The organism is Rhizobium sp. R711, from assembly GCF_002211365.1.
GTDB lineage: Bacteria > Pseudomonadota > Alphaproteobacteria > Rhizobiales > Rhizobiaceae > Rhizobium.
Genome location: NZ_LOKZ01000039.1, coordinates 77878 through 93659, shown reverse-complemented (window position 1 = coordinate 93659; position 15782 = coordinate 77878). Strand labels below are relative to the sequence as shown.

The window sequence follows — 15782 nt, the reverse complement described above, 5'->3', positions numbered from 1 at the left end:
GTATATTGGACGCTTCCCAGTAATCGATATCGCAAGAAACGAATGTTTTTCGATCTGTTTCCTTGCGATTTCAGATTTCGGTTTTCTCAGCGATCGAAGCGTGATTCACCTCCGATATCGCGAAAGATCGTGTTTGGGCATGCTCATTCCGTTTCTCTCTGGCACCAGTGCCGAGGGCGAGCGGGAATAGGGGTCTGCCTTTAACAAAGCATGTATGATGGGTAGGACTCGCTAGCTGTGGCGTGGCCATTTGAATAACAGCATGAATGATATATAAAAGGATCAAATTATAAAAAATGATCCCTATTTATGTCTTTTTCGTTGACCGACGCCAGTAATTTTGAGATAAACCGCCCTATTCCAAGGATAATGGTTGGGTAGGTAGTATGGCACGATCTGAGTCAGATGCCCTGCTGGAAATCGGGCAACTGCTGAAGGCTACTCGTAAAGGCAAGCAACTAACACAGGAGCAGGTTGCCGACCTCGCTGGTATATCGCGTCCCCGCTATCGTGAGATCGAAGCCGGAAGCAGTGCAGCGCGCACGACGACCCTGATCAACATCGCCCGCGCACTCGGGCTTGAATTGATGCTCATACCGCAGGCGATGGTTCCGGCCGTCGATGTGCTGCTGCGGCCGCATGACGATCTCGACGATCTCCCGGCATTCATTGCTCATCCAGACGGGGATGAGAATGTCTGAGGCTTCTTCTGATCCGAGATCCATTTCGTCGCTTGACGTGCTGCTGAACGACGCGAAAGTCGGCACGATCGTTAGGACGCCCGGCGACTTCAACGCCTTCAGCTTCGAGGAGAGCTATCGCGCAACCGGCGGCTTTCCGGTGCTCAGCCTGTCGTTCCGCGCGTCCACAGGCGGCTTGCGCAAGGACCCGAAACCCGTTGCCAGAGCGCTGCCAGCGTTCTTTGCCAATCTGCTCCCCGAAAACAAGCTGCGCGAGGCGATGGAGAAACACCACGCGGGGAGTGTTCGCGCGGGAAACGATTTCGACCTGCTCGTCGCGCTCGGGTCGGATCTGCCGGGTGCAGTCCGCGTCATGCCGAGTGACAGAACGGTTGTGCGTTTTGACAACCCGGCCGCTCCCAAGCCGAAAGCCCGATTTTCGCTCGCCGGCGTTCAGATGAAGCTTTCGGTCATCAAGAACACGGGGAAGGGCGGTGGACTGACGTTACCGCTTGGCGACGATCAGGGGGCGTATGTCGCCAAGTTTCCATCTACCTCGTTTCCTGGCGTGTCGGAAAACGAATATGCCAATCTTGCATTGGCTGAAGCGATCGGCATGGAGGTTCCGGAACGTGAACTCGTTGAGCAATCGGAGTTCGAGGGTATTCCAAAAGAGTTCGAGACGCTGTCGGACGGAAAAGTCCTGCTCGTCAAACGCTTCGATCGTGGCGAAGGCGGCGAGCGGATCCATATCGAAGATTTCGCACAGGTGTTCGGCGTCTATCCTTCGCGGAAGTACGAAGGAGCCGCCTATCAAGATATCGCTACAGCCTTGAACGTTGCCGTTTCGTCCACCGCCGCGCTCGAGTTCGTCCGCCGGCTGGCTCTGGCTGCTATAACCGGCAATGGCGACATGCACCTGAAGAACTGGTCATTGATCTATCGCGAGGCTGGCGACAAACCGCAACTCGCGCCTGTCTACGATATGCTCTCGACAGTTCCTTACATCCCTGCGGATGCCATGGCTCTGTCGCTCGCCGGCGATCGACCATTCAAGGCGATGAACGTGCAGCGCTGGAAAGCGTTCGCCAATCGCGCGCGCTTGCCGGAAGCGGCCGTATTCCAGGCGGTGATCGACACGGTCGAGCGCGTGAACGAACTTTGGTGGTTACTGCCGGAACGGAACGTCGTTCCGGAGAAAGTTCTCGAGCGTATCGATACTCATGTGCGTCTGATGACACCGATCCTTGGCACGTGTGCGGGCTGAGGCCGTCCGGCCGAGCGTGACGAAACTCTGTCCTAGCCTGCTGGTTCTCCTCGCGCATCTTCACGCCTGCCAAAGGGCATCTCCAACAATTCTGACGACGGCACCTCCTGGACGACAATTAGCTCGGCTGCATTGTAAGCGGTGCATTGACCCCGTCTGGCGATAGCAAGGCATCGCGCTTATTCATGTGAGCTCAGGGAATGAGCTTGGTATGGATTGCGATGTCTGAAGCTATGTCCGAACATAGAACGTTCCATATGATCGAAGCCGTTGCGGGTCGCCTGGAGGGCGCGCCGCGAGAGGTTCGACGCTGGTCAGATGAGTTCAAGGCTCAGGCGGTAGCCGAAAGCATGGAGCCGGGTGCGAGCGTTTCGGCGGTGGCAAGGCGCATAGGGATCGACCCCTCGCAGCTGTTCACATGGCGGCGCAATGCCCGACTGAAAGCGGAGGCTGTTGTTGATACGGCTCGGGGCGAAACCTCTACCGCGGACATCATGATCGGCGACGCAGTGATCCGCGTGAATGTCGGGATCGACGAGCCCCATCTCGTCAGGCTGATCCGCGCGGTGCGGTCTGCATGATCCCCGCTGGTGCGAAGGTCTTTTTGGCCAGTCATCCCGTCGATTTCCGCAAAGGTCCAGATAGCCCCTTCGATCTCTGCTCGAGGAAATCACTCCGATATCTCTGGCATATGTCGCGTTCGGAACCGACAACCCGGCCCTATATCGCCTCATGTTCAGCCCGGAGGAGGGGCGGGCCGTCGGAATGCATCTCGATCAAAGGGCGCTCGCTGTATTCGAGGTAGTGCTGGACATGCTCGGACGCGGTCAGGCTGCCGGCACCATTCGCAAGCGGCCAGTCAGGGGACGGCGACCGCCGCATGGGTGCTCATTCACGGCACCACCCTTCTCGCGATCGATGGACTTCTGGTGCCAGAAAAGGTCGGATCGGCGCCGCTGGAGGCAGCCATTGCCACTCTGGTGGACGGCTGGCAATCCGCAACCGGACACTTAGCTGATACCAGGCGGCCAAGTGACTGAGAGGACTGACGAATGCGAAATGCTCCTCACATCCGAGCTGGACGGCTCAGTCCGCCTTATGCCGCTTCCCATACTTGATTGAGGATCTTAGCGGCCAGAGCTGCCTCGTCCTGCGGCAGGAAGCGACCATAGTGCTGCTGCACGACATCCGGTGTGTCCTGGATAGCATAACTCGCCTGCTCGTATGATCCTGTCTGCTTCAATATGTGAGTTGCGAGAATGTCGCGCAGATTGTGTGGCCCATACGGCAGCAAGCCTTTGATCGCACCTCGTCCAGTGTACGGGTTGTAGATCCCGTAACGCTGAATCACAGTTCGCCAAGCTTCATAGAAAGTGGTGGAGTTGTAAGCCGCATCGAAACTCGTCGTTTTCACCGTTTTGACGAAGAGGGTACGAGGATCTTTCGCACCACCCAGCAGGGCACCGCGATGGCGATCGATGTAAGCATCGAGATATTTGTAGAGGCCAAGCAGGTCCGGAAGGATCAACCGAAATGGCTTCTGGCCAAAGAAGGATGAGCCGGAGTTCTTAAATGCCGCAGATGGGATCAGGACTTCCCAACCGTTGTCGCGGTCACTCCAGCGCAGCTCGCCGCATTTCATGTCTTCAAGTCGACGTTCCGATGTCGGGTGATGCCCGCGTGGGCAGACACGCAACTGGCGAAGGTTCTTTTGTCTGAGCCCGAGATGCAGTCCGAGACGGAGCAACAGGAATGAGCGGACGGCTTCGGCCGCCGGCAGTGGATATCGGCTTTCATCCGGCATGCGTTTCAGGATCTCGTCGGTAATCTTGCGATATTCCGCCAGCGGACTGTCCGCTTCAAGTACGCACATGATTGGTTCGAACGGATCGCGATGAACGCGCATTACTCGCTGGATCTCCTTGGACCGATTTGCTGCATGCCGGTGAAACGCATCGCAGGCGCTGTTCCAGTCGCGGGTAGCGAAATCGATCTCTTCCTGCTCAACCAAACCTTCGATTGGCCTGACGTTTTTCAAGAGCTCTGGATGCTGCCGAATCCAGCCTACATCTGCGCGAGTAAAAGCCTGCGCTACCATCAGCATGTCTTCTTCCCACTTGGTGTAGAAGCCACGGCGCTGTTTCGCGCCATTGTAGATACCAGTCCCAAACACCTGGGAAGACGAGGAGGCCAAAGCTCAACTGGCTGACCGGCACGCCGCGACCTTTCACGACACCGTTTGGCGAGGCGGCTAGTGTGCCGAGCATCAGGCCGAGGTGCCCGATCTTTTGAGATGCGGTTTCCTCACCCCAGACACCGTTGCGCTGAAATCCGATCGCTGTCAGCGTCGAGGTTTTGAACCGAATGAGATCAGCCATTTCCATTGCAAGCCGCGGTGGCGCATCGACAACGCCCGATAGCAGATCGGGATCGTCTTGTTCTGCCAATATGTTCGGATTGGCGCCGACCGTCGAAGCCAAGGATCGAGATAAGAGCGAGCCGCCACCATAGGTGACGCCTGGAAAGCGGATGGCATATCGCTGCTTGCTGGCTGCCGACTGGTAGCGGCGATATTCCGTCGAGCCGGAAACGATCACCCGGCGCACCCAATCGAGTATCTCCTCCCGTTTGGTGAAGGGCAGGCTGTTGAAGTCCTCCGGCAGGTGCAGTGAAATCCTAACGCCGCTCAGCCGGGTTGATATCGCCGAGATCGTGAGCACAAAGCGAGCGCGCCTGATGCGGCAGCTTCTCTTTGAGATATCCTTCTGGAAGGCGATAGCGCCGCTCGATACGGCGCAGAATATCGAAGCTTGCAACGGATCGAGGGACACGCTCGCCCTGGATCCAGGACAACAGTGTCTTGTTGTCGAAAATCTCATTCAGATGAACCACGGCGCGGTAGAGTTGCCAATAGCTGTCGCCGAAGCGGCGCATGTGATAGACCAGCGCATCCTGAAAGCTTGCCGGATCTTCTGTCGCTTCGAATAGTGGTTCTGGGAAAGGGCTGATCGGCTTTGGTGCAGGCCCACGTTGCGCAGATGCAGATCGGGCAAAGCTACCGTCGGTCGTCGCGCGTTGCGGCTTTCTGGTTGAGGGTGAGGAGGTTGCCTTCCTGGCGGTCGCCGTCTTGTCCGGGCGAACAGGCGGTTTTGATTGTGACGCGTCTTCGGCCACTGGTGTTGCACCGAGCCACCGGATTATTGCATCCAGGCCTGGCCGGAGTTGCTTCTTCAATTCTGCTGTTAGCTCAGCTTCGATACCGCAGGCCTGACCGATCGTGGTCCAGTTGATATGACCATTCAGGACCGGAGGCGACTTTCGATAGATGATCAAGCTGGTCAGGTAAGGCCTGATCTTCTCCAGCACCCTCCTGGAGGCGATTGGCGTGAGACGCAGTTCGCAGAATTCTGAAATTTTTCGCTGAAAATGAGGTGATGAAGGATCTTTTTTGGTCATGCTGATTCCGTTTCTCTCGGTACCAATGCTGAGGGCGAGCGGAAATAAGGGGCACCTTTTAACAAAATATGTGTAGGTGGTTGCCTATCGATCGCCGCTGCTCGAAGGGGCCGCAGATTGTGGCGCTGAGCAATAGATAGGCTTGCAATAACTCATTTACGGCGATAGTCATGAGTTATAGAAAGGCTGGCTATAACTCATGAAATGGAATTGGCAGAACGCCGATTGGCCAAACTTCAGGTACGACGCTGCGAGCCTGGTCCCATTGGAGCATAAATTCCTGCAGTCCGCCGGCGAGGTTATCGGTGCTGTTCGGCATTTCAACGAGGACGACAGCAGCCAACTTCTCATTGAATTGTTGAGCGACGAAGCGATCAAGACCTCGGAGATTGAGGGGGAGTTTCTTGACCGCGCAAGCATCCAATCATCACTCCGCCAGCAGTTCGGACTCAATAGCGATGATAGACAGATCCGTCCCCAAGAACGGGGGATCGCCGAGATGATGACGGATGTCCACCGAAGCTGGCAGGGGCCGCTGCATCATGAGAAACTGTTCCACTGGCACTCAATGCTCATGGCCGGAAATCGATATATTGAAACGGTTGGTGCTTACCGCAAGCATGAAGACGCCATGCAGATTGTGTCAGGTCGATTGGATAAGCCCACAATCCATTTCGAGGCTCCCCCATCTCGCCAGATTGCAGCTGAGATGGAGACCTTCATCGCATGGTTCAATCAATCTGGACCAACCGACCAAACTCCACTTCAAGCTTTAACGCGCGCAGCGGTTGGCCATCTTTACTTTGAAAGCATACATCCATTTGAGGATGGCAACGGCCGAATTGGGCGCGCGCTCGCTGAGAAATCCCTGGCGCAAAACATAGGGCAGCCAAGTCTCATATCACTCGCCTTCACAATCGAGAAAAACCGAAAGGCCTACTATTCCCAACTTGAGCGCCACCAGCGTACACTCGATATTACAGATTGGATCATTTTTTTCTCGGAAACTATCCTGCAGGCTCAACGGGCGACGCTTGAGCGCATAGATTTCTTCATTCAGAAAGCAAAGTTCTACGACCGTTTTCGAGGCCGGCTGAACGAGCGGCAGGAAAAGGTAATCGCGCGCATCTTCAAGGAAGGCACGGCAGGCTTCAAGGGGGGCCTAAGTGCAGAAAACTACATCGCGATCACAGACACTTCCCGCGCCACAGCGACACGCGATCTACAGCAGCTCGTGGAGATCGGTGCGCTCACGCGTACGGGTGAACGTCGGCATACCCGCTACTCGCTGTCATTACAGAAATAAATTGTTGCCAGTTTAATGAATTCCAACGAAGTCATTATCTAGGTGAACGGGTGTTCGATTCCGCTCAAGGCGGCTAGTTTTGATCGCACCGTCTATCTCGCCACGACCAACGTGCTTCCGCGTTTCTCAAGCGCTTTAACTGCTCTTTTCGCTAAACTTCAAATATTGGTGGCAGTGTAAAATTCGAACGGGACAACGTGCTGCGAAACAGTTGGCGATCGGCCGGCATCGAGAGCTTCCGCCATTGCGCGCACCAAGGTCTCTCCTAATAGCTTTGCCGGATGAGACAGGACGACCTTGATCGGGCCTTCAGCAAGAGCGAAAGACGTAGCGCCCGCGGCCGCAGGGCGGTACCGTGTTCCTGCTGAATTCTTGCCCAATACTCTGGAAATCAAAATAATGCGATAACACTGGAGACCGATCGCGAGATAGGCGACAATTGGATGGGAAGGCTCGAAGGAGGAAATTTTGTCTGACGAAGAGGATCTCAAGGCTCAGACTGCGGCAACCCGCTCGCGGATTCTCGGCGTTCTGTCGCAATTGCCGTGGGACGGCGTGAGCTTCAGGCACGACATACCGGGGCTTTCGCTCTATCGGGTCGTCGAGCCCGCTGGGCCTTTCTTCCATCTGTATGAACCCAGCCTCTCGTTGATCATCGGCGGCAGCAAGCGCGTCCGTATCGGAGACGAAACACTCGTCTATGATGAAACTCGCTTCTTCCTGACAACGATAGGGCTGCCGATGACCGGCCAGATCTGCGCGGCGAGCACGACAGAGCCCTATGTCGCCGCAAGACTGCGGCTGGATCTCGAAGCGCTTCGGCGATTTATTGCCAACCACGATCTGCATCCGACGGATATGTCCGATCGCGACCGCGGCGTCGTAGTCGGTACGGTTACGCCGGAACTGTACGATGCTTTCTGGCGACTGATTTCGCTGGTGAATTCGCCGAACGACATCCCGTTCATGGCAAATCATATTCAGAATGAGATCTATTACCGCCTTCTCACCGGCGAGCAGGGCGCACGGCTGCGCCGATTTGCGTTCGCCGGAACCAACAGCAACCGCGTGGCAAAGGCGGTTGCCTGGCTGAAGGAGAACTACACGATGCCGCTTCGGGTCGAGGCCCTGGCAGACATGGCAAATATGGGCGTCTCCACGCTGCATCATCATTTCCGCGCGATGACAACGATGAGTCCGCTGCAATTCCAGAAGCATCTTCGGCTGCACCATGCGCGGGAACTGATGCTTTCCGGATCGCTCGATGCGGCGACGGCGGCGCTCAGGGTCGGCTACGAAAGTCCCACCCAGTTCAGCCGCGAATATCGCCGCATGTTCGGCCATCCGCCCCTGCGCGACGTCAAGGCGATCCTCAATTCAGGCGATTCAGCAAGCCGGGGCTCGGTCGGCTAGCGCAGTTGGGGGCCGGAGTGGCCGCGGGAAAGCTTGAGGCCGGAATAGGCCCATTGTGAGCTTTGTGACAGGATCGGGCAACAATCAGACAGGATCGAACCTATCGGGCCTCGGGATGGTCTTATAGGTTTACCCGGCAGATGACGACTTCAAAGGAGTCCGGACCGGCTGAGCCAGGGCCGATGTTCCGTAAGCGTGCGCCACAACGCGAGGAGAAGACCATGGTGACTTTGACGATCAACGACAACGAATACAAGGTCGAGGCGGAGCCGGATATGCCGCTTCTCTGGGTAATCCGGGACCTCGTTGGCCTGACGGGAACGAAATTCGGTTGCGGCATGGCGCAATGTGGCGCCTGCACCGTGCTGCTCGACGGTGCGGCGGTGCGTTCCTGCCAGACATTCGTCGGTAATGTCGGCGAGGCAAAGGTGACGACTATCGAGGGGCTCTCGGGCAAGGTGGCGGAAACCGTGCAGACGGTCTGGGCCGATCTCGACGTGCCGCAATGCGGTTATTGTCAGTCCGGCCAGATCATGTCGGCGACCGATCTGCTCACGAACAATTCGAAGCCCACCGATGATGATATCGACGCTGCGATGACCGGCAATCTCTGTCGCTGCGCCACCTATCATCGCATTCGTGCCGGCATACACGAAGCTGCCAAGCGTTTGGAGGCCTGAACGATGATCCCGAAACTGATGCAATCCCTCTTGCTTCCTGTGGCGAAGAGGCAGGCCTCCCGTCGGCAGTTCATGCTCGGCGCGCTGGCCGCCGGCGGCGGCATCGCCGTGGGCTATCACATCCTTTCCGCATCCCCTGCTGTGGCAAGCGGAACGGCGGACGGCCACAAGGCGGCGGCCTTCACACCCTATCTGACGATAGACGAGAACGGCCAGGTCATGGTGCTATCGTCGCAGTTCGAAATGGGGCAGGGATCCTATAACGGCCTTGCCACGCTCGTCGCGGAAGAGCTCGACGCCGATTGGCAGGCCATCGATGTCCGCGGAGTTGCCGGCAACGTGAAGGCCTATGGCAATGTCGCCTTCGGCGGCGCCATCCAGGGAACAGGAGGCTCCACGTCGATGGTGACTTCCTGGGAGCGTTACCGCAAGGCGGGCGCTGCGGCGCGTGCCATGCTTGTGGCTGCTGCTGCAACGGAATGGGGCGTTCAACCGTCGGAGATCACGGTCGAAAACGGTGTGCTGGCGCACCCCTCCGGCAAGACGGCCGGCTTCGGGGTATTCGCGACCAAGGCTGCAGCCATGCCGGTGCCCGCCGACGTGACGCTCAAGCAGCCTGCTGATTGGAAACTGATCGGCAATGCCAAGCTGAAGCGCTTCGATAGCGCCCGCAAGGCGAATGGAACAGAGCAATACACGATTGACGTCAAACTGCCCGGCATGCTGACGGCCGTGATGATCCACCCACCCATGTTCGGTGCCAAGGTCAAGTCTTTCGATGCCGCCGCGGCAAGAGCCGTGAAGGGGGTCGTCGATGTCGTCGAGACGCCCCGCGGCATTGCCGTTGTCGGCGAGCATATGTGGGCTGCGATCAAGGGCCGCGAAGCCGTCAATGTCGTGTGGGACGATGCGGCGGCCGAAAAGCGGAGCACGCCCGAACTCATGGCGATGTACCGGGACCTTGCGGAAAAGGCGCCGGTGGCCCTCGCGCGCAAGGACGGCGATGTCGAAGTCGGCTTTGCGGCTGCGACCAAGGTCATCGAGGCAACCTTCGAGTTTCCTTACCTGGCGCATTCGGCGATGGAACCGCTCAATGCGGTCGCCCGCCGGAACGAGGACGGGACACTGGAAATCTGGGGCGGACATCAGTTCCCCGATGTCTACCAGATGCTCGCCGGGCAGATCGTCGGCATTACGCCCGACAAGGTGCAACTGCACGTCATGAAATCCGGTGGCAGCTTCGGCCGCCGCGCCGTGTTCGATGGCGATGTGGTCGTCGAATCCGTCTATGTCGCCAAGGCAATCGGATTCCGGGCGCCGGTGAAGGTGCAGTGGACCCGCGAGGACGACATGCGGGCGGGCCGCTATCGCCCCTCCTATGTGCACAAGCTCAAGGCCGGGATCGATGGCGACGGAAAGCTCGTTGCCTGGAGCGACCATATCGTCGGTCAATCCATCATGGCGAAGACTGCTTTCGAGGGCATGGTTCGGAACGGGGTCGACCCGACATCGGTTGAAGGGGCGAGCAACCTGCCCTACGCCATTCCCAATCAGACGGTTGGTCTGACGACCACGGATGTCGGGGTGCCCGTCCTCTGGTGGCGGTCCGTGGGGTCGACCCATACCGCCTTCGCCGCCGAAGCTTTCATCGACCAGATTGCCGAGACGGCGGGGCGTGATCCAATCGAGTACCGTCTTTCGATGCTCGAGCCGCAGTCGCGTCATGCGATCGTGCTCAAGCTCGCCGCGGAGAAGGCAGAATGGAGCAAGCCGCTGCCGAAAGGTCGTTTCCGCGGTGTTGCGGTGGCGGAGAGCTTCGGATCGGTCGTCGCGCAGATTGCGGAGGTTTCGACCGACGGAAGCGGCGGCATCAAGGTCGAACGCGTCATCGCAGCCGTCGATTGCGGCCTGGCGGTCAATCCGGATCAGGTCCGCGCGCAAGTCGAGGGTGGAATTGGTTTCGGCCTGGGCGCCATTCTGGGCGAGGAAATCACCTTGACGTCTGGCAAGGTAGATCAGGGTAACTTCGACATGTACACGCCTCTACGGATCGATGCGATGCCGGCGGTGGAGGTTCATATCCTCGCCTCTGCCAATCCGCCATCGGGCATCGGCGAGCCGGGTGTTCCGCCCGTCGGCCCTGCCGTTGCCAATGCCGTCTATAAGGCGCTGGGCAAGCGGATACAGTCCATGCCCTTCTCTAAGACCCTAAATACGTGATTTGTTGTCCCCGGCCGCGACGGCGGCTGGGAATCCGCTCGCGACATTGGGCTTCTGAACAAGAAGGGCCATCTTCTCCTGGTCTGCAGTTCCGATCTCATCAAGGCGAAGGATCGGATACATCCAGATTCAGACTGAGCGGCATGTTGTTGCCGGCTTCCGGCCGGCTCAGGCTGATGGAGAGTTCGCGTTGCTGGATTTGATCGGAACCGCCCCCGCGGGAAGAACGGATTCTTGGTCGTTACAAGTCCGGCGTCGCAATTGGGGCCGTCGGTCGGCTTCCGGGCTCCAATTTTCGAGAGTAGACCTTGAGCCTGGCGGGGGTGTGAACTGACGCGAAGTGGACGTTCGGTCGCCGTCGGCCGAACGCACGCGCCGACGCCCCCCTTCGGAAGTTCGAAATCCTTGGTTTCAGTCCCATCATTTCAGCTATAGGGTGGGAGACATCGCCCAAAGGGGATTCAAGGCCAATGCCCCCAGAGAAGAAGGACCGTTCGCCTGTTGCGCTGGAACAGAGCAACATAAGCGCCGACCAGCGCTTGTTCTCACCTTCCGTTGCGCGAAATTCGGCGCCGATCCTCGCGGTCCTAAAACGTCTCCTTCCAACACGTGGCGCCGTGCTGCAGATTGGATGCGGGACCGGCGAGCACGCCGTATGTTTTGCGGGAGCAATGCCCAACCTCACCTGGCAGCCGAGCGATCCGGATGCCGACGCCCGCACCAGCACGTCTAGCTGGATCAAATTCGCAAGGCTGAAGAATATTCTGGCACCGCGGGATATTGATGTGTGCTCAGGACAGTGGGGCGTCGAACAGACGGGGCATTTTGACGCCATCGTGTCGATCAATATGATCCATATCGCGCCATGGGCGGCAAGCTTAGGATTGTTCGCAGGAGCTGGCCGTTTGCTTCACCCTGGTGGGCTTCTTCTTCTTTACGGCCCGTTCATGCGCGACGGGGCACACAACGCCCCCTCGAACGCTGCCTTCGACGCGGCTCTAAAGGAGCGCAACCCATCCTGGGGTGTGCGTGATATCGCTGATCTTGAGCAAGTGGGTGAGGCCGCCGGACTTAATCTCCGCGAGACGATTGAGATGCCTACCAACAATATGTTGCTGGTCTTCTCCAGCGGTAGTGCCTGAAAGACAAGCGGGCGCGAAAGAGACGTGGGCCTATAGCAGCATTCGGTCTCTTTGCTGCCGTTCGAGGCCGATCCGAGGAACGTGCGGTATGTGCTAGAATGGGGCCGAAGACGGAACGCGACAGACGCACTGCGAGGGGCGGTGTGATCGTACCGGAATTCGCACGACCGAGTGCCAACATTGTGCTCTTGGAAGGGGAGACGAGGACGATGCCGACACCAGAGCAACCCAGTCTAATAGTTCGACAGAAATCCCCACCGAACATCGAGTTTCCGTTTGCGTCACTCTCCGATTGGCTGATCCCAACCGAGCTTTTTTTCGTGCGAAACCATTTCCCATCGCCGGACCTTGATGCGCGAGACTGGAGATTGCGCGTTGGCGGGGCGGTAGAGCGGCCGATCGAACTTGACCTCGACAGCATCAAGGCGATGCGGAGCACGACTTTCACCGCCGTCGTCGAGTGCGCAGGGAACGGTCGCGTCTACTATGTGCCGCCGAAGGAGGGGTTGCAGTGGCAGAATGGAGCCGTCGGCAATGCCGTGTGGACAGGTGTTCTTCTGCGCGAGATTCTAGAAATGGCGGGCGTTAAGCGAACCGCACATGAGGTTCTGCTCGTAGGCGCAGACAGCGGTGTGATCGACACGAACAAGAAAACGGCTTCTCCCGGCCCCATCGCTTTTGCGCGCAGTTTACCGCTTGAGAAGGCCATCGCTGACAGCACGATCCTTGCCTATTCGATGAACGAGGAGCCGTTGACGCGCGATCACGGCTACCCACTACGCGCGGTGGTGGGTGGCTGGTTCGGCATGGCTTGGGTCAAGTGGATTACGCATATCACGGTTGTGGAGCAACCGTTCCTTGGCTACTGGCAGGCGCGCGACTATTTCCGTTGGGAGCGCAGCCTCGGGGAACCCAGGCTGGTCCCCCTTGCGGAGATGGAGGTCAAAGCGCAGATCGCGCGTCCCGTACAGGGGGCGCGGCTCATCGCCGGCCGACCGTACCGGATTTTCGGAGCCGCCTGGAGCGGAGAGGCTGTTATCCGGCAGGTGCAGGTCTGCACCGGAGATGGCAGGGGCTGGCGCGAGGGAAGGCTCCTCGAAACAGAACGTCCCTTTGCATGGCGCTTGTGGGAGTACATGTGGATCCCTGAAGAAGTGGGGCGATATATACTGCGATGTCGCGCGATCGATGGGTCGGGGTGCGTGCAGCCCGACCTTCCGCGTTCCGACTGCGAGAGCTACGCGGCCAATTGGATCGTTCCGGTGGAGGTTACGGTCGTTCCCGAGCCACAGACGTACGAGGAGGAATTCGTGATCTAATCACCCGCATGGGGCGGAGTGGCGGCTTGGCGCAACTGCGACCCTCGTTGTCATTGCCTCATGTCCGTTTTGCAGCAACGGCGGCCGGTGGCGCGATTATGAGGCGCAATGCTGTCGTTTGTAGACCTAAGCGTGGACGCGCCTTCTGCGCCGGACAGAACTGTGCTTCCACGAGCCCTGCAAGCCTTGTTGCTGTGATGTTCACGCTTTGGGTCAAAAAGATCGCATGATGTATCGACGGGAACTCACGATCCACTCGCGGTGATCAGGTGCAAGGCAGAATTGCCCCTTGTAACCGCTGCTGCTGACAGCTTGCGATCGAATGTCGCCAGCTGGCCCCCATGCGCTTTAGCCAGTGCAAGCAGATAGGTGTCAGTTACCTGCCCCGATGTTAGAATTTTCGTGGGAGCGATATCACCTGACCCGACAAGGCTCACATCGTCCGGCCAAAAACTGTGACCGGGGAGCGACCGCAATTTGCGGACGATCTCCATCACGAGTGACGGTGAACCGGGAGAGTTGGGATATTTGGGGTTGCCGACAATCCGGATGACACCATTTTCGGTAATGGGGCAGGTAGCCCAAGCGGTCTGACCCATCGCCGCGAACCACTCGTGCGCATCATCATGGGCTACATGGCCCGGATCGATCAAGGCAATCAGCACATTGACGTCGAGCAGGAAGGTCACGGCAGTTCGTCACGCAAGGTGTTCACGATTTCGAGCGTCACTGGCGGCGCATCCGGCCGAGCTGACAGGAGAGGAATGCCATTGCGCTCGCCGCTGCTTGGCGGTCGGCGCAGAGAACGTCTCGCCAACTCAGAAATGACCTCGCCGACGCTCCGGTGCTGCTGGGTTGCCATCGCTTTTGCGGCGATCAGGACATCGTCGTCGATTGCCAAGGTCGTTCTCATATCCGCCTCATCGCGCATCAATCATCACGCATCATATAAAACAAGTGATCGGCTTTCTCAAGGTGGATACCGAAAGGACGCACCATTGCGCCAATCTGTTCACCGGCGAAAACGGTTGAAATCACATTCTCAAATCTGTGCGCGAACCACGGTGCTCCGGTTCGAACAAACTCAAGGCGGCAACCTAATTGGCTGGTCGGCAGTTCTGCTCCCTTCAAGGCGACTGACATTGACTATCCAGCGGCGCAGGCGTGTTGCGGTTCGGGGTTTGACTCACTTTAGGCGTTGAACATTGATCCATTTGCACGCCAAAAATCTTTATCTTACCGCCTTTAGGAGACGCCAGCCGGGTTCAGCGTTCTGGGCTTTAGAGCAGCCAAGACCTGAGTGGCGCGTCGGAACATACTCGTAAGCTAGGAGAAGTTCGAATCCAGCTGCTAAAGACATCGGATCAAAGGCCGCTGTCGCTTTCAATTTCAACCCTCTGTTATCTGTTCCGCCTATTTTTCTGCATTTTGGTTTCCGACTTCCAGCGGCCTCACCCACTTGTTCAAGATCAGCGATATCACGCACACCCCAGGATGGGTTTCGCTCTTTTAGAGCCGCGTCGAAAGCAGCGTTCGAGGGGGCGTTGTGTGTGCCGTCGCGCATGAATGGGCCCTAGAGAACAAGAAGCCCACCCGCGCGAAGCAAACGCCAGCTCCCGCGAACAATCCTAAGCTTGCCGCCCATGGCGCGATATGGATCATATTGATCGACGCGATGGCGTCAAAATGCCCCGTTTGTTCGACGCCCCATTGTTCTGAGCACACATCAATATCCCGCGGTGCCAGCGCATTCTTCAGCCCTGCGAATTTGATCCAGCTGGACGTGCTGGCGCGGCCGTCGGCATCCGGATCGCTCGGCTCCCAGGTGAGGTTGGGCATTGCTCCCGCAAAACACACGGCGTGCTCGCCGGTCCAGCAACCAATCTCCAGCACGGTGCCATGTGTTGGAAGGACACGTTTTAGGACCGCGAGGATCGGCGCCGAATTTCGCGCAACGGCAGGTGAGAACAAGCGCTGGTCGGCGCTTACGTTGCGCTGTTCCAGCGCAACAGGCGAACGGTCCTCCTTCTCTGTGGGCAATGGGGTCTTGAATCCCCTTTGGGCGATGTCTCGCACCTTATAGCTGAAATGATGGGACTGAAACCAAGGATTTCGAACTTCCGAAGGGGACGTCGGCGCGTGCGGTCGGCCGAGGGCGACCGAACGTCCACCTGGCGTCAGATCACGCGCCCGCCAGGCTCAAGGTCTTCTTTCACAAATCGGAGCACGGAAGCCGACCGACGCCTTTCAGCCCCCAAATCAGTCGTTCCCGCATGGCCAAGCGCCCAAGCTCGTATAC

At 58.1% G+C, this 15782-nt stretch carries 15 protein-coding genes and 1 pseudogene; 10 read left to right on the top strand and 6 right to left on the bottom strand.

The features are described from left to right. Positions 1-386 precede the first annotated feature (386 nt). The 4 genes from ATY80_RS27775 (at position 387) to ATY80_RS27760 (ending at position 2961) form a co-directional block, all read left to right on the top strand. Positions 387-701 carry a helix-turn-helix domain-containing protein gene (locus ATY80_RS27775; protein ID WP_088695491.1) on the top strand — a complete coding sequence of 105 codons (315 nt, stop codon included), beginning with the start codon at positions 387-389 and terminating at the stop codon, positions 699-701. Beyond that, entirely contained in the window at positions 694-1947 is a 1254-nt protein-coding gene (locus tag ATY80_RS27770; protein ID WP_088695490.1) for a HipA domain-containing protein, read from the top strand. The genes ATY80_RS27775 and ATY80_RS27770 overlap by 8 nt, the downstream gene beginning before the upstream one ends. 257 nt (positions 1948-2204) lie before the next feature. Further along, entirely contained in the window at positions 2205-2528 is a 324-nt protein-coding gene (locus ATY80_RS30075; protein ID WP_280950711.1) for a transposase, read from the top strand. A gap of 151 nt (positions 2529-2679) precedes the next feature. Further along, positions 2680-2961 (top strand): hypothetical protein, encoded by a 282-nt coding sequence (locus ATY80_RS27760; protein WP_245306942.1) that lies wholly within the window; start codon positions 2680-2682, stop codon positions 2959-2961. 82 nt (positions 2962-3043) lie between these two features. Here ATY80_RS27760 and ATY80_RS27755 read toward each other — a convergent pair. Further along, positions 3044-5403, bottom strand: a pseudogene (locus ATY80_RS27755) (hypothetical protein). 199 nt (positions 5404-5602) lie between these two features. Here ATY80_RS27755 and ATY80_RS27750 point away from each other — a divergent pair. From ATY80_RS27750 to ATY80_RS27720, 6 genes are all read left to right on the top strand, one after another. Continuing rightward, on the top strand, positions 5603-6709 hold the full coding sequence (locus tag ATY80_RS27750) for a Fic family protein (protein ID WP_088695489.1): 1107 nt from the start codon (positions 5603-5605) through the stop codon (positions 6707-6709). 465 nt (positions 6710-7174) lie between these two features. Beyond that, positions 7175-8122, top strand: coding sequence for an AraC family transcriptional regulator (locus ATY80_RS27740; protein ID WP_189637294.1), 948 nt, complete (start codon positions 7175-7177; stop codon positions 8120-8122). A 221-nt stretch (positions 8123-8343) separates the two neighbouring features. Next, positions 8344-8802 carry a (2Fe-2S)-binding protein gene (locus tag ATY80_RS27735; RefSeq protein WP_088695486.1) on the top strand — a complete coding sequence of 153 codons (459 nt, stop codon included), beginning with the start codon at positions 8344-8346 and terminating at the stop codon, positions 8800-8802. Between the two features lie 3 nt (positions 8803-8805). Then, a complete protein-coding gene (locus ATY80_RS27730) occupies positions 8806-11022 on the top strand; it encodes a xanthine dehydrogenase family protein molybdopterin-binding subunit (protein WP_088695485.1) in 2217 nt (738 codons plus the stop codon). 470 nt (positions 11023-11492) lie between these two features. Next, complete coding sequence (locus ATY80_RS27725; RefSeq protein ID WP_088695484.1) at positions 11493-12164, top strand: DUF938 domain-containing protein; 672 nt, start codon at positions 11493-11495, stop codon at positions 12162-12164. 209 nt (positions 12165-12373) lie between these two features. Beyond that, complete coding sequence (locus ATY80_RS27720) at positions 12374-13483, top strand: sulfite oxidase (RefSeq protein ID WP_280950708.1); 1110 nt, start codon at positions 12374-12376, stop codon at positions 13481-13483. 245 nt (positions 13484-13728) lie between these two features. On the opposite strand, the gene ATY80_RS27715 is transcribed toward ATY80_RS27720, so the two are convergent. The 5 genes from ATY80_RS27715 to ATY80_RS28800 all read right to left on the bottom strand — a co-directional run bounded on the left by ATY80_RS27715 (position 13729) and on the right by ATY80_RS28800 (position 15559). Next, positions 13729-14172 carry a TA system VapC family ribonuclease toxin gene (locus ATY80_RS27715; protein WP_088695482.1) on the bottom strand — a complete coding sequence of 148 codons (444 nt, stop codon included), beginning with the start codon at positions 14170-14172 and terminating at the stop codon, positions 13729-13731. After that, on the bottom strand, positions 14169-14396 hold the full coding sequence (locus tag ATY80_RS27710) for a CopG family transcriptional regulator (RefSeq protein WP_088695616.1): 228 nt from the start codon (positions 14394-14396) through the stop codon (positions 14169-14171). The genes ATY80_RS27715 and ATY80_RS27710 overlap by 4 nt, the downstream gene beginning before the upstream one ends. A gap of 17 nt (positions 14397-14413) precedes the next feature. Further along, a complete protein-coding gene (locus tag ATY80_RS28805; protein WP_141105599.1) occupies positions 14414-14626 on the bottom strand; it encodes a hypothetical protein in 213 nt (70 codons plus the stop codon). Between the two features lie 88 nt (positions 14627-14714). Next, positions 14715-15047, bottom strand: a complete 333-nt coding sequence (locus ATY80_RS30070; RefSeq protein ID WP_280950707.1) for a DUF938 domain-containing protein — start codon at positions 15045-15047, stop codon at positions 14715-14717. Continuing rightward, complete coding sequence (locus tag ATY80_RS28800) at positions 14993-15559, bottom strand: DUF938 domain-containing protein (RefSeq protein ID WP_245306941.1); 567 nt, start codon at positions 15557-15559, stop codon at positions 14993-14995. Before ATY80_RS28800 ends, ATY80_RS30070 begins: the two co-directional genes overlap by 55 nt. Between the last annotated feature and the right edge of the window lie 223 nt (positions 15560-15782).